At 71.4% G+C, this 13,328-nt stretch carries 12 protein-coding genes; 5 read left to right on the top strand and 7 right to left on the bottom strand.

Annotated elements, in window-relative coordinates; all coding sequences use genetic code 11:
* Positions 1-91: 91 nt before the first annotated feature.
* The 4 genes from ABRP24_RS16240 to ABRP24_RS16255 form a co-directional block, all read right to left on the bottom strand.
* Positions 92-574, bottom strand: coding sequence for a ribose-5-phosphate isomerase (locus tag ABRP24_RS16240; RefSeq protein ID WP_138803953.1), 483 nt, complete (start codon positions 572-574; stop codon positions 92-94).
* Positions 571-2,310 carry a dihydroxyacetone kinase family protein gene (locus ABRP24_RS16245; RefSeq protein ID WP_349849514.1) on the bottom strand — a complete coding sequence of 580 codons (1,740 nt, stop codon included), beginning with the start codon at positions 2,308-2,310 and terminating at the stop codon, positions 571-573. The genes ABRP24_RS16240 and ABRP24_RS16245 overlap by 4 nt, the downstream gene beginning before the upstream one ends.
* 72 nt (positions 2,311-2,382) lie before the next feature.
* Positions 2,383-3,699 carry an MFS transporter gene (locus tag ABRP24_RS16250; protein WP_232536509.1) on the bottom strand — a complete coding sequence of 439 codons (1,317 nt, stop codon included), beginning with the start codon at positions 3,697-3,699 and terminating at the stop codon, positions 2,383-2,385.
* Between the two features lie 29 nt (positions 3,700-3,728).
* Positions 3,729-4,907, bottom strand: a complete 1,179-nt coding sequence (locus tag ABRP24_RS16255) for a zinc-binding dehydrogenase (RefSeq protein WP_349849512.1) — start codon at positions 4,905-4,907, stop codon at positions 3,729-3,731.
* Positions 4,908-5,014: 107 nt separating this feature from the next.
* Here ABRP24_RS16255 and ABRP24_RS16260 point away from each other — a divergent pair, with 107 nt between their 5' ends.
* A complete protein-coding gene (locus tag ABRP24_RS16260; RefSeq protein ID WP_349849510.1) occupies positions 5,015-5,872 on the top strand; it encodes a GolD/DthD family dehydrogenase in 858 nt (285 codons plus the stop codon).
* 53 nt (positions 5,873-5,925) lie between these two features.
* Positions 5,926-6,915: a sugar-binding domain-containing protein gene (locus ABRP24_RS16265; protein WP_349849508.1), complete on the top strand. Its 990-nt coding sequence runs from the start codon at positions 5,926-5,928 to the stop codon at positions 6,913-6,915.
* Positions 6,916-7,111: 196 nt separating this feature from the next.
* Here the strand turns inward: ABRP24_RS16265 and ABRP24_RS16270 are convergent, their stop codons facing one another.
* On the bottom strand, positions 7,112-7,636 hold the full coding sequence (locus ABRP24_RS16270) for a DinB family protein (protein ID WP_349849506.1): 525 nt from the start codon (positions 7,634-7,636) through the stop codon (positions 7,112-7,114).
* 191 nt (positions 7,637-7,827) lie between these two features.
* On the opposite strand from ABRP24_RS16270, the gene ABRP24_RS16275 reads away from it, so the two are divergent.
* Complete coding sequence (locus ABRP24_RS16275) at positions 7,828-9,351, top strand: MFS transporter (RefSeq protein WP_349849504.1); 1,524 nt, start codon at positions 7,828-7,830, stop codon at positions 9,349-9,351.
* Between the two features lie 246 nt (positions 9,352-9,597).
* On the opposite strand, the gene ABRP24_RS16280 is transcribed toward ABRP24_RS16275, so the two are convergent.
* Positions 9,598-10,626, bottom strand: coding sequence for a GTP-binding protein (locus ABRP24_RS16280; protein ID WP_071405048.1), 1,029 nt, complete (start codon positions 10,624-10,626; stop codon positions 9,598-9,600).
* A 45-nt stretch (positions 10,627-10,671) separates the two neighbouring features.
* Between ABRP24_RS16280 and ykgO the strand changes: the two genes are divergently transcribed.
* Together ykgO and ABRP24_RS16290 are read left to right on the top strand one after the other, a co-directional pair.
* Positions 10,672-10,794 carry a type B 50S ribosomal protein L36 gene (gene ykgO, locus ABRP24_RS16285; protein WP_349849502.1) on the top strand — a complete coding sequence of 41 codons (123 nt, stop codon included), beginning with the start codon at positions 10,672-10,674 and terminating at the stop codon, positions 10,792-10,794.
* A gap of 28 nt (positions 10,795-10,822) precedes the next feature.
* On the top strand, positions 10,823-11,479 hold the full coding sequence (locus ABRP24_RS16290) for a histidine phosphatase family protein (protein WP_176709180.1): 657 nt from the start codon (positions 10,823-10,825) through the stop codon (positions 11,477-11,479).
* A gap of 73 nt (positions 11,480-11,552) precedes the next feature.
* Here ABRP24_RS16290 and ABRP24_RS16295 read toward each other — a convergent pair whose 3' ends face one another.
* Positions 11,553-13,301 (bottom strand): glycerol-3-phosphate dehydrogenase/oxidase, encoded by a 1,749-nt coding sequence (locus ABRP24_RS16295; RefSeq protein WP_259410013.1) that lies wholly within the window; start codon positions 13,299-13,301, stop codon positions 11,553-11,555.
* Positions 13,302-13,328: the final 27 nt, after the last annotated feature.

A 13,328-nucleotide genomic window follows, 5' to 3' on the forward strand; every position in this document is an offset into this window, starting at 1 on the left:
ACGGCTCGCAGGACACCGGTGTCCGCGTGCCGAACACCCGAACGGGCGTGTTCAGTGCGCGAACACCGGTGCCGTGCGCAACCCGAGCGATCTACGCCTGGGCGTCGACGCCGGCGGGCGCGCTGCCGTCGTACTCGCAGATGGCGTTGACCTTCTCGGCGCTGGCACTGGAACGGTCGAACTCGTAGCCGAGCCACTCCTTCGCCAGACGGCGGGCGAGCTCGATGCCGACGACGCGCTGCCCCATGCAGAGCACCTGGGCGTCGTTCGACAGGATCGACCGCTCCACGCTGTAGGAGTCGTGCGCGGTCACGGCGCGGATGCCCGGCACCTTGTTCGCGCTGATCGCCACACCGAGGCCGGTGCCGCAGATCAGGATCGCGCGGTCGGCCTCGCCGTTCGCCACCAGGCGCGCAGCGTCCACGGCGACGTGCGGGTAGGCGGTGTGGCCGTCCGCGTCGACGCCGACGTCGGTGACACCCGACACCCGGTCGTCGGCGAGCAGGTCGGCCTTGATGATCTCCTTGTAGTCGAACCCGGCGTCGTCGGACCCGATCACGAGACGGTACGTCATGCGTGTGTTCCTTCCTTGTCAGCACGGGCGGCGAGGACCTCGCCGATCCGCGTGAGGACCATCCCCATCGAGGTGGCACCCGCGTCGGGTGTCCCCAGGCTCTTCTCGGCCAGCGGCCTTGCCCGTCCGACCTTCGGCGTGAGGTCGGCGGTGGCCTCGGCCTGCTCGACCGCGACCCGCGCCGCGGTCTCCCACGCTGCCACGAGCGGTGCGCCGGTGTCGACGGCCCCGCGCAGTTCGTCCACGAACGGCAGCAGGGCGTCGAGCAGCGTCTTGTCCCCGCGGGACGCCCCGCCCAGGTGGACGATCGAGTCGGCGAAGGCCTGCGCCGCGTCGACGACGTCGGACGCCCGGTACGAGTCACGGTCGTCGCCGAGGGAACGGCCGAACGCCTCGAGTGCGGCGCCCCACAGGACACCGGAGGTACCGCCCGCGAACGCGGCCCATGCGTCACCGGCGCGTCCGAGGACGAAGGCGACCCCGGCCTCCGGGCCGAGCCCGTCGACCGCCTTGCGCGCCGCGCCGATCCCCTTGACCATGCCGCGGCCGTGGTCGCCGTCCCCGGCGACCGCATCGATGCGGCCGAGCGTCTCCTCGTGCTCGCGCAGGAGCACGTCCATCGCCTCGACGGCGGCTCGCGCCGTCTGCGCGGCCTGCCGGGAGGCATCGGTCGCCTCCGGGACGACCGTCGCCTCGTCCTCGGCGGCGTCCACCGCGTCGGCCGGCACGAGCGCTGCGACCGGCGCCGCCACCTTGCGGTACGCGGGCGTGTAGGCGTCGGCGCGCCAGAGCCGCTCGAGTTCGTCGTCGAGCCACTGCAGCGTCAGCGAGCAGCCGCCCATGTCGAGGCTCGTGACGAGTTCGCCGACCTCGGGTTCGACGACCTGGAGCCCGGCGTCCTGCAGCAGGGGCAGCACCCGACCCCAGAGCAGGAAGAGTTCCTCGTACTTGGTGTCACCGAGCCCGTTGAGGATCGGGGCGACCCGGGAGCCGGCGGCTGCGGGGCGGTCGGTGAGCAGCCGTTCGGCGAGCAGGGACGCCAGGTCCGTCGCACGGAGCAGCGGGACGTCCTGGATGCCCGGTTCGCCGTGGATGCCGAGTCCCAGGCCGAGGTGGCCCTCGGGGACGGTGAACAGCGGTTCGGTCGCGCCGGGCATGGTGCAGCCGGAGAACGCGACGCCGATGGTGCGGGTCGCGGCGTTCGACGCACGGCCGATCCGTTCGACCTCGTCGAGATCGGCCCCCTCGGCAGCAGCGGCACCCATCGCCTTGAAGACGGAGAAGTCGCCGGCGATGCCGCGCCGCTTCGTCTCGTCGTCGGCGCTGGCGACGTCGTCGGTGACCACGACGATGCGGGTGTCGATGCCCTCGGCACGCAGCCGCTCGGCCGCGAGCCCGAAGTTCATGGTGTCGCCGGCGTAGTTGCCGAACGACAGCACGACACCGCGGCCCTGGTCGGCGGCCTTGGCGACCGAGTAGACCTGCGCGGTCGACGGCGAGGTGAAGACGTTGCCGACGACGGCGCCGGTGGCGAAGCCCGGACCGACGACGCCGCAGAACGCGGGGTAGTGGCCGGAGCCGCCCCCGACGACGACGGCGACCTGCGGTGCGGCCCCTTCGGTGGGCAGGGCGACGACGCCGCCGTGGACGCCGCGGACCCGGTCGGCGTAGAGCGCGAGCCAGCCGCTCAGCTGGTCTTCGGCGAACTCGTCCGGGTCGTCGTGGATCGTGGTCATGGTGCGGGTCCTCCGGGGATGGTGGTGGGTGGTGCACCGGGCGACGACGGGACGGCCGTCGTCGCCCGGAACTCAGTGTCCTCGGTCGCCCTGCGGGACCTTGAGGAAGTGGATCATCACGAAGGCGCAGGCGTACAGGCCGACGAACGTCCACGTGGCGGCCTGGCCGCCGCCGCCCAGGGCGAAGACCGCGGCGACGACACCGGTGCCGAGGAACGCGGCGCCGCCGGCGGCCGTGGTGTACATCGCCATCGCGGCGCCCTTGTGCTCGGGGGCGAGCGCCGGCATGATCGCGCCCATCGGCACGAACCCGGCGAGCAGGCAGCCGAACACGCAGCCGGCGACGACGGAGAGCACGTAGCCCCAGTCCGACCCGGCGGGGACGAGCTGCGGCACGTACCACCAGGCGATGAGCCCGAGGGCGGAGCCGACGATGCCGAACCACTTGACGGTGCGCTGCCAGCCGATCTTGTCGCCCACCCAGCCGAACAGGGCGTTGACCAGGATGTTCGTCGCGTAGACGCAGACGGTCATGAGCAGCCAGCGGCTCTGGCCCCAGCCGCGCTCGTTCGCGATGACCGCGGGGAGCACGACGAACATGCCGAACTCCGGCGCGGTGTTGATCAGGCGGACGAGGAAGCCCATCAGGATCTTGGGTCGCGTGACCGTCAGGCGGATGCCGCTCGTCAGCACCTGCCAGGCGCTCTCGCCGGCGGGGGCGATGCGCGTGAACCCGTTCGGCAGCCGGACGCCGAACAGCATGATGAGGAACCCGATCACGACCAGGCCGATCGAGGCGACCATCGCACCGGTCTCACCGACCGTGCCGCCGCCGAACACCGGGATGGCACCGATCGCGAACAGCGAGCCGAGGGTCGGCAGGCCACCCGTGAAGGCGACGTAGAACCAGCCGACCGCGGAGCCGTTCCGTTCGACCGGGGTGGTGATGTTCACCCAGACCAGGAACGCGAAGGCGAACAGCGGGTAGCCGAACCCCCGCAACGCGTAGGTGACGGCGGCGAACGGGACACTGCCGGCGCCGAGTGCCAGCAGGAACAGGACCTCGAACACGACCCAGACGGCGAAGCCGAGGATCATCACGCGGCGCGGCCCGACCAGGTCGGACAGGGCCCCCGAGACGTAGCTGCCGATCAGTGCGGCGAGGCTGTAGAACGTGACGATCGTCGCCACGGTGGCCTCGGGGCTGCCGAGGACCGCCACCATGTGCGGCGTGATGAAGTTCGACTCGACGCCGTTCCCGGTCATGAAGACCAGGACGGCGACGAACCCGAGGGCGAGCGGACGGGGGATGCCCATCCGGTCCAGGCGGCCCTCGGTGCGGGGCGCGGTCGTGCGGGCGCCGGTGGCGCGGGCTGTCGTCGTTGACATGCTCGTTCTCTCCCTGCTGGCGGAGTCGGTCAGGCCTGTGCGGCCTGTGCGGCCGGTGCGGCCGGTGCGGCCGTGGTGGGGGCGGTCAGGGACGGGATGATCGACACCTTGACGCTGGCACCGGCGGAGTCGCCGACCAGGTCGAGGGCCTCCTGGAACTGCTCGAGCGGGAACTGGTGCGTGCAGATCTCCGACATCGGCAGGGTCTCGGCCTCGAGCAGCTTGATCGCCGCCGGCCAGGTGTGCGGACCGAGGTGGGCGCCGCGGACGTCGAGCTCCTTGTCGTCCGAGATGATCGACCAGTCCACGGACACGTCGTCCTTGAACACCGAGTACTCGACGAAGGTCCCGAGCTTGCGGAGCAGGTTCAGTCCCTGCGGCACCGCGGACGGGTGCCCGGTGGCCTCGATGTAGACGTCGGCACCGTAGCCGTCGGTGAGCTCCTTGACCCGGGCGACCGCGTCCTCCTGGGCGATGTTGATCGTGAGGTCGGCGCCGACCTTGCGGGCCAGCTCGAGCTTCGCCTCGACCACGTCGAGCGCGATGATCCGGAGCGGGTTCTTCTGCCGTGCACCGGCGATCGCGGAGAGGCCGATCGGGCCGGCACCGGCGATCACCACGGTGTCGCCGAACTTGATGTCCCCGCGCTCGACGGCGTGGAACGCGCAGGACAACGGCTCGGAGAACGCAGCGACCTGGCCGGGCAGCGCCTTCGACACCGGGTGGGTCAGCGCCTTCGCCGGCACGAGCACGTACTCGGCCATCGCGCCGTCGTAGCCCTTGAAGCCGAACATGTCGTGCACGTTGCACATCCAGTACGCGCCCTCGAGGCAGTAGCGGCACTCCCAGCACGGCACGATCTGCTCGCAGGCGATCCGGTCACAGAGGGCGACGCCACGCTTGGTCAGGGCGGTGTCGTCACCGGCGACGATCGTGCCGACGAACTCGTGTCCGGGGATGCGGTCGCGCTCGGCCCAGGCCGCACGGTTCTCGTCGCCCCAGAACTTCGCGGCGCCGTGGTAGCACTTCAGGTCGCTCGCGCAGATGCCGACGGCGTCGGTGCGGAGCAGGAGTTCCCCGGGGCCGGGCGTCGGGACGGGACGCTCCTCGAGCCGGTAGTCACCGGGGCCGTGGACGACGACGGCGCGCATCGTCGTGGGGATCGTGGTGGGGGCGGTCGTGGCCGCGTTCTCGGTCGTCGTCGACATGAGCTGTTCCTCCGTTGGGTGGCTTCGGCGATGACTGTACACCCTGCAGAACGTTTGTCCAGAACACAATTTCTGGTAGGTTCGGCCGCGAACGCAAGGGAGCGAACATGACGACGGACTTCGCCGCGGCCCTCCGACCGGGCCCGGACACGATCGACCTGACCAACGACTTCAGCGGCCGCACGGCGGTGGTGACCGGTGGGGCGTCCGGCATCGGCAACGCCATCGCCCGGGCCCTGGCCGCGCGGGGTGCCCGCGTCGCCGTCGTCGACGTCCGTGCCGACGGCGCCACGTCGGCGGCGGCCGACCTGCCCGTGTCTGCCCGGCCCGTGACGACCGGGCCGGACGCCGCGGCCGACGGGGCGGACGCGGCCACGGGCCTCCATGCCGGCTTCGCCTGCGACGTGACCGACGCCGACTCCGTGGCCCGCACCGTCGCGGACGTCGTCCGGCGCTTCGGCGGCGTCGACGTGCTGGTGAACTGCGCTGGCATCGCCGCGCTCGCCCGGGCGGAGGACCTGGCTGCCGAGACCTGGGCGGCGACCATCGACGTCAACCTGACCGGCACGTTCCGCGTGGCGCAGGCCGTCGGCCGGCACATGCTCGACGCCCGGTACGGGCGGATCGTGAACATCGCATCGCAGGCGGCCCACGTCGGCATCGACGGCCACGCCGCCTACTGCGCCTCGAAGGCCGGCGTCATCGGCCTGACGACCGTGCTCGCACTCGAGTGGGGTGGCCGCGGCGTCACCGTGAACACCGTGTCGCCGACCGTCGTCCTCACCGACCTCGGCCGTGCTGCCTGGGCGAACGAGAACGGCATCCGGCACCAGGACGAGATCCCCACCGGCCGCTTCGCGACCCCCGACGAGATCGCCGCGGCCGTGCTGTTCCTGGCGGGGGAGTCGAGCGCCATGGTGAACGGTGCAGACCTCCGCGTGGACGGCGGGTTCACGATCCGCTGAGGCCTGCTCGGACTACGATCGCGGTGTCCGATCGAGTCGAAGGGTCCTGCTCCATGTCGTCCGAGAGCACCGCTGGCCCCGGCCCCGGCCCCGGCCCCGGCCCCGACGCGTCGCGGACCCGGTTCCCGCTGGACACCGTCTACCAGGCGGCGCGGATGTACTACCTCGAGGACGCCACGCAGGTCGAGATCGCCTCGCGCCTCGGCGTCTCGCGCCCGACCGTCTCGCGGCTCGTGGCCGAGGCCCGCAAGGCTGGACTCGTCCGCATCGAGGTCGTCGACCCGTTCCAGGACGAGACCGTGGCACTCGCCGAACGGCTGCAGGTCGTGCTCGGGCTCCGAGCCGTGCACCTCGCGGCGGTCACCCACGCCGCCACGCTCGGCGCCGACCTGGCCGCACCGCTGGCCGCCGCGGTCGAGGGCATGGGACTCGTCCCCGGCGACGCCGTCCTGATGTCGTCGGGGCGCACGGTGTACGACGTCGCACGGTCCGGCATGCCGACCATGCCCGGCGTGCAGCTCGTGCCCACCGTGGGCGGGCAGGCCGACCCGATGCCGTGGTTCCAGACGAACGAGATCACCCGGACGGCCGCGGAGCACTCCGGCGCGATCCCGGCGTTCCTGTTCGCCCAGGCGCTGCCGTCCCCGGCGATGCGGTCCACCCTCGACGAGGACCCGGCGTTCCAACACGTCGTCGGGCTGTGGAGCCGGGCGAAGGGCGCGATCCTCGGCATCGGGGCGCCGACGCACACGCGTGACGCCCTGGCCCGGGGCATCCCGGTCGAGGACGCGGCGTTCGACCGGGCCGCCGGCGACGTCTGCCTGAACTTCTACGCCGCGGATGGCTCGCCGATCGAGTTCCCGGGCAGCGACCGGATGGTGCGGACCTCGCGCGAGATCCTGTCGACCGTGCCGCACGCGGTCGGGGTCGCCGTGGGCAGCGCCAAGGTCACGAGCATCGTGGCCGCGGTGCGGGGCGGGCTGGTCAACGAGCTGGTGACCGACGCCGCGACGGCGCGCGCCGTGCTCGACGCACTCGCCTGAGCGCCCGTTCCTTCCCATCACGCGTGCGATGGAGGGTACTTTCGGGCATACCTGGTCGTTTCTTCTTGGCAGGTACGCCCGATTCCGGTAGGTGAGCCCGGTTTCGGTGGGTACGCCCGGGTGCGGGAGCGACCACCGACGGCCTGGAGGCGCGGGGCGGGGCCGCACCGCGCCTCCAGGCCGGTGGTCCCCACGTCTAGAGCGTGCGTCGCACGTCCCACAGGTGGTGCACCGGGTCGTGCGCGTAGTAGGTGGCGAGCGTCGCGACGGTGAAGGCGCTGCCGTCGGACCGGAGCCCGGTGCGCTCGAGCACCTCGTCGGGCACCGCTGCGAAGGCCCGGGCCGCGCGGTCGGCCGACTCGCGCAGCTCCTCGGCGACGATCGCGGGGTCCTGCTCGCCGTAGCGGTCCTCGACGGCGGTGGCGTCCTGGTCCCAGTTCGGGAACGTCGGGGCGTCCTCGGTGAGCATCAGCGCGAGGCGCTCCGCCATCTTCCGGTGGACGTCCCGCACGTGGGCGCCGTACTCGAGCGGTGACCAGGTCTGGTCGTCGGGGCGGTCGCGCACGTCACCGCGTCCGAGGACCGCGGGCCATCCTGCGGTGTTCTCGTCGATGATGCCCGGCACGTCGCGGACGGTCACCGCGCTGCCGTCGTAGCCGCACTCGGGACACGCGGACTCGATGACCCACGTCCAGTTCTTCGTCTCCGGTTCGATCGCCATGGGCCGATGTTACGGCCTCGTTACTCAGCTTCCGGGTTCGCCGGACTGGTGCGGATCGGCGGCGACCCTCGTTCGGGTGACACGCCGTTCCCTGAGAATCACCGGCCAATGACATTTCGGTTGCTCGGTAACGTCGCTCGCTGTTCTGGGCCGGTTCCCGACGGCCCACCGATCTTCTCGAGGAGCGATGCATGGGTTCCGACCCCAGCAGTACCCACCCCCGACCGCACCGACGGCTGCGCGAGAGCGACGTCACCGTGGTCGACAGGAGCATGATGCGGCGAGCTGTCAGCGGCATGGTCGTCGGCAACACCATGGAGTGGTACGACGTCGGTGTGTACGGCTACCTGGCCGTCACGATGGGGAAGGTCTTCCTGCCGACGGCCGAACCCGCGGTGCAGATCCTGTTCAGCCTCGGGGTGTTCGCGGCGACGTACATCGCGCGGCCGCTCGGTGGCATCGTGTTCGGACGCCTCGGTGACCGGATCGGTCGGCAGAAGGTGCTCGCGACGACGCTGATCATGATGGCGGCGTCGACGTTCCTGATCGGGGCGCTCCCCGCGTACGCGACGATCGGCGTGTTCGGCCCGATCCTGCTCGTCGTGCTGAAGCTGGCGCAGGGCTTCTCGACCGGTGGTGAGTACGCCGGAGCAACGACCTTCGTCACCGAGTACGCCCCGGACCGCCGTCGGGGGTTCTTCGCGAGCATCCTGGACTTCGGCAGCTACCTCGGCTTCGCGCTCGGTGCCACGGTCGTGTCGGTGCTGCAGCTCACCCTCGGCGACGAGGCGATGACCGCCTACGGCTGGCGGTTCCCGTTCCTGGCGGCCGGGGTGATCGGCGTCGTGGCCATCTACTTCCGCCTGCGGATCGAGGAGTCGCCGGTGTTCCAGGCGACCCAGGCCGCGCAGGAGGCCGCGACCGAGTCCCGTGCGTCCTTCGAGGGTGAGCGTCCGGCCAACGTCGTCGCGATGGTCCGCCAGCACTGGCGCCCGATCGTCATCGCGATCATGCTCGTCGCCGCGTCGAACACCGTGGGCTACGCCCTGACCTCCTACATGCCGACGTACCTGACCGACTCGCTCGGGTACTCCGCCATCGACGGCACGCTGCTGACGATCCCGGTGCTCCTGCTGCTCGCGGTGATGCTGCCGCTGACCGGCAAGCTCTCCGACCGCCTCGGCCGCCGCGTCGTGATGTGGATCGGTGCCGCCACCACCGTCGTGCTCGTCGTGCCGGCGTTCATGCTCATCGGGCACGGGGCGCAGTGGTCGACGCTCGCCGGCCTCGGACTGCTCGCGCTGATGACGGCGCTGTGGGTGTCGAACCAGGCTGCGTCGCTGCCGGCGCTGTTCCCGACCTCGACGCGGTACGGCGGCATGGGGTTCGCCTACAACATCGCGATCGCGGTCTTCGGTGGGACCACGCCCCTGATCGTGCAGGCGCTGCTCACCGCCACGGGTGACGAGCTCGCGCCGGCGTACTTCCTGATGGCGATGAGCGTCGTCGGAGCGATCGGGGTCTTCTGCATGAAGGAGTCCTCGCAGCGCCCGCTGCCCGGGTCGATGCCGGCGGTGGAGACCGAGGACGAGGCGAAGGAGCTCGTGCTCACGCAGGACACGAACCCGCACCTGGACCTCGGTGACCTGCCGTTCGCGGCGCAGGACGCGGCGGCTGCTGCTGCGCGCGAGGCTGAGGGGGTGCCAGCGCGCTGACGCGAGTGGGGGATCGGTCGGCGGGGTGTGTCCGACCGACGTGGAACGACGGGGTCGTTGTCGTACGACAGCGACTCCGTCGTTCGTTGCGTGCGCGGGCTGTTGCACCGTTCGGGGAGCGACGATGTCGCCGTCGTACGACATCGACAGTGTCGTTCGGCGTCCGCACCGGCCGCGCTCGCACCCACCCGCACCAGCCCGCCCCAGTGCGCCCCGCCGCACGCGCCCCCGCCCGCCCGCGCCCCCTCACTCGTGCCGGTGCTCCGACGCCGGGTCGACCGCGGGCCACACCGGGAACGGGTCCGGCCAGCCGCGCCACACGTCCGGCCCGGCGAGCAGCTCCGACGGCGTGAGCAGCGCCCCGTCGAGCGCCCGCTCGATCGCCCGGACGTCGAGCTGCTCGCCGACGAACCACAGCGCCTGCCCGATCGGGGCGTCGGCGTCCCAGGACGGGTTCGCGGTGGGGTCGAGCGCGAGCATCGACCCGAAGCTCGACCACGAGCCGACGTGGTCCGGCCGGGACGCCAGGCGGAAGAACCCCCGCGACCGCAGCACGCGGCCGTTCACCCCGGCGGACAGGTCGTCGGCGATGACGGACGACAGTCGTCCGGGGTGGAACGGCAGCGGCTCCCGGTAGCGCATCGAGACCAGGGCGTCGCGGGCCTCGCGCCCGGTGTCCGCACCGCTCGACAGCGCCCGCATCCAGCCGGCACCGGTGGCGAGCACCCGCGCGGCTCCACCGTTCGACGCCGGCAGGTCGGCGGCGCTGCGGATCGCGGGCAGGGCGACGATCACGGCCTGGGGTGCCATCCGGTGCAGCAGTGACACGAGCGCCCGACGCCGACGGCCCGACAGCGGTTCGATGCGGTCGAGGGCGATCACCGTCGCGTACTCGACGAGTGCGGCCATCCGGTCCGCGGCCACGAAGGCGTCGTCGACGTCCGACCACAGCAGGTGCGCGACGTCGTCGGCCCGCAGCACCCCGACGACGTGCCGCAGCACCCGGTCGTCGCCGGTCTCCGACCGTGCCGCGTTGGCGAGCAGCATGCCGACCGCTCGGGCATCGGCCCCCGGGTGCAGGGTGACGACGAGCCCGTGGCCCGCGTCGGGTCCGCAGACCCGGTCGAGCTGGTCGGCACGGTCGGCCACGGCGCGGGCGGTGGCGAAGGCACTCCCGGCGACGTGCATCCGGTGCCCGTCCGAGATCCGGGCGGCGACGCGGTCGGCGTCGACCTGGTGCAGGGCGGTGACGAGGGTGATGGCAGCAGCACGCATGTCCGCTACTGTAACTGAAAACCGTTATCAACAAGGAGGCTCGTCGTGAAGGTCCGCAACTCCCTCAAGGCCCTGAAGCAGGTCCCCGGCTCGCAGGTGGTCCGACGCCGGGGCCGCGTCTACGTCATCAACAAGAAGAACCCCCGTTGGAACACCCGGCAGGGCTGACGTCAGGGGCGGTCCGTAGGGTGGCGGCATGCGACTGCTGCTCATCCGCCACGGCCAGACCCCCGCGAACGTGCACGGCATCCTCGATGCCGTGGTGCCCGGACCGGGGCTGACGGAGCTCGGGCAGCAGCAGGCCGACGCGCTGCCGGCAGCACTCGCCGACCGGGGGATCGAGCGACTGTTCGTGTCGTCGATGATCCGTACGCAGATCACCGCGGCGCCCCTCGCGACCTCGCTCGGCCTCGAGCCCGTGGTGCTCCCGGGCCTGCGTGAGATCGAGGCGGGCGACACCCAGGGCAAGAGCGACAAGGTGTCCGTGCAGACCTACATCTCCACCGTGCACGGCTGGTCCGGCGGCGACCGGACGACCCGGATGCCCGGTGCCGAGAGCGGCACCGAGTTCTTCGAGCGCTACGACGACGCCGTCCGGCAGATCGAGGCCACCGGGGTCGCCGTCGCCGCCGCCGTCAGCCACGGTGCCGCGATCCGCACGTGGGCGAGCGCGGCTGCGCAGAACACCCCGGACCACTTCGGCACGAAGCGCCACCTGGAGAACACCGGCATCGTCGAGCTCGAGGGCTCGTTCGCCGACGGCTGGCGCCTGGTCGACTGGGAAGGCGAGCCGGTCGGCGGCGACCAGCTCATCGACCGCACGGCGCTCGACCCCACCGGCGAGCGTTTCTGACGCGACCACGAACGGACGGGAGGCCCGGTACCAGCTGGTACCGGGCCTCCCGTCCGTCTTGTCCTTGCGTCGACTACGCGAGCTGCGACGCCGACGCGGACGTCAGCGGCACGATCACGCCGTGCGACTCACGCAGCACGTCGAGCGTGCGCTGGACCTCGTCCGCGCGCTCCTCGGTCGTCCAGTCGAGCGCCTCGGCGAGCACGTCGGCCAGCTCGTCGAGCAGGTCGATCGTGACCCCGCCGACGAACGCCAGGTTCGTGCGGCGCAGGACGACGTCGACCAGGTGGACGGCCTGCTCGTGGCGGGCGAAGTACGCGACCTCGGCGCGGGTGAGCGACGGGTCGGACTCGAGCGGCTCGACCGGGCCGTCGGTCAGGACGTCCACGACCTCGGCGGCACGGGTGCCGTAGCGCTCGAGCAGCCCCTCGACCAGCGACTCGTCCAGGCCGTCGCGGTGCGACTTGATCCACAGGGCGCGCTGCGCGTCCGTGGTCGGGAACTCCTTGCCACCGCCGATCGGCATGCCCGTGGTGTCGACCTTGCGGCTCATGCCGAGCTTGGTCGTCGCCTCGGTGGACAGGTGTGCAGCGAGGGCACGGAAGGTCGTCCACTTGCCACCGACGAGCGACAGCACGGTCGACTTCGGCAGCCCGGCGATCTGGGTGTCCACGATCCGGTAGTCACGGGACACGAAGCCGGGGGCGGTGTCCTCGTGGCGGGGGAGCGGACGGATGCCGGAGTAGCTGTAGACGATGTGGTCGCGGGTGACGTCGATCTGCGGGAACACGTGCTTGACGAGCCCGAAGAAGTAGTCGATCTCCTCGTCGGTCGTCGTGACCGGCTTCGCGGGGTCGGCGTCGATGTCGGTCGTGCCGATGAGGACCCGGCCCTTGAGCGGGTAGATGAGGACGATGCGGCCGTCGTCGTTCTCGAAGAACAGCTCGCGGCCCTTGGTGGCCTCGAGCAGCTCGTCGTTGTGGACGACGATGTGCGAGCCCTTCGTGCCGCCCATGAACTTCGTCTCGCCGCCGAACGCCTCGTTCGTCAGGTCGGTCCAGGGGCCGGAGGCGTTGATCACGACGTCGGCGGTGAAGACGAACTCGTCGCCGGTCTCGCGGTCGCGCAGCAGGACGCCGCCGTCGCGGGTGCCGGCTGCCTCGACGTAGTTCGTGGCGCGGGCGGTCGCGGCGGAGCCGCTCCCGGCTCCCGCGGCCAGGCCGTCCTTCAGGACGTCGAGGGCCAGGCGCTCGGGCTCGTGCACGCTCGCGTCGTAGTAGGTACCCGTGTACTTCAGGTCCTTGTTGAGGGCGGGCATGTCCTCGAGCGCGGCCTTCTTGGTGCGGAAGACGTGCTTCGGGACGGAGCCGCCGTCACGCGAGAAGGAGTCGTAGATCGTCATGCCGATCTTGATGAGCATCGCGCCGCGCTCCTTGGTGGAGCGCTGCTTGTGCGTCAGCATGCGCAGCGGGGCGTTCATGATGCCGGAGAACGTCGAGAAGATCGGCATGGTCGTCTGCAGCGGCTTGACGTAGTGCGGGGCGATGCGGATCAGGCCGTTGCGCTCCTGCACGCTCTCGCGCACCAGGCGGAACTCGCCGTTCTCCAGGTAGCGGATGCCGCCGTGGATCATGTGGCTCGAGGCCGCGGAGGCGCCGGAGGCGTAGTCGCCACGCTCGACCAGGGCGACGTCGACGCCCTGGAGCGCCAGGTCGCGGAACGTCGCGATGCCGTTGATGCCGCCGCCGACGACGAGGACCTGCGCGTTCGGGCGCTCGGTGAGGGCGGTCACCGTGTTCCGGGGCTGTGTCTTCTTCGACATGGTTCGTCGCTTCCTTCGTCTGTTCGT

The sequence above is a fragment of the Curtobacterium sp. WHRI 8282 genome (genome assembly GCF_040223925.2).
Classification (GTDB): Bacteria; Actinomycetota; Actinomycetes; order Actinomycetales; family Microbacteriaceae; genus Curtobacterium; species Curtobacterium flaccumfaciens.

Coding starts and splice junctions, on each gene's coding strand:
- ABRP24_RS16265 (WP_349849508.1), top strand. CDS start 5,926: ATGTCGTCCGAGAGCACCGCTGGCCCCGGCCCCGGCCCCGGCCCCGGC.
- ABRP24_RS16260 (WP_349849510.1), top strand. CDS start 5,015: ATGACGACGGACTTCGCCGCGGCCCTCCGACCGGGCCCGGACACGATC.
- ABRP24_RS16255 (WP_349849512.1), bottom strand. CDS start 4,907: ATGTCGACGACGACCGAGAACGCGGCCACGACCGCCCCCACCACGATC.
- ABRP24_RS16250 (WP_232536509.1), bottom strand. CDS start 3,699: ATGTCAACGACGACAGCCCGCGCCACCGGCGCCCGCACGACCGCGCCC.
- ABRP24_RS16290 (WP_176709180.1), top strand. CDS start 10,823: ATGCGACTGCTGCTCATCCGCCACGGCCAGACCCCCGCGAACGTGCAC.
- ABRP24_RS16245 (WP_349849514.1), bottom strand. CDS start 2,310: ATGACCACGATCCACGACGACCCGGACGAGTTCGCCGAAGACCAGCTG.
- ABRP24_RS16280 (WP_071405048.1), bottom strand. CDS start 10,626: ATGCGTGCTGCTGCCATCACCCTCGTCACCGCCCTGCACCAGGTCGAC.
- ABRP24_RS16270 (WP_349849506.1), bottom strand. CDS start 7,636: ATGGCGATCGAACCGGAGACGAAGAACTGGACGTGGGTCATCGAGTCC.
- ABRP24_RS16240 (WP_138803953.1), bottom strand. CDS start 574: ATGACGTACCGTCTCGTGATCGGGTCCGACGACGCCGGGTTCGACTAC.
- ABRP24_RS16275 (WP_349849504.1), top strand. CDS start 7,828: ATGGGTTCCGACCCCAGCAGTACCCACCCCCGACCGCACCGACGGCTG.
- ABRP24_RS16295 (WP_259410013.1), bottom strand. CDS start 13,301: ATGTCGAAGAAGACACAGCCCCGGAACACGGTGACCGCCCTCACCGAG.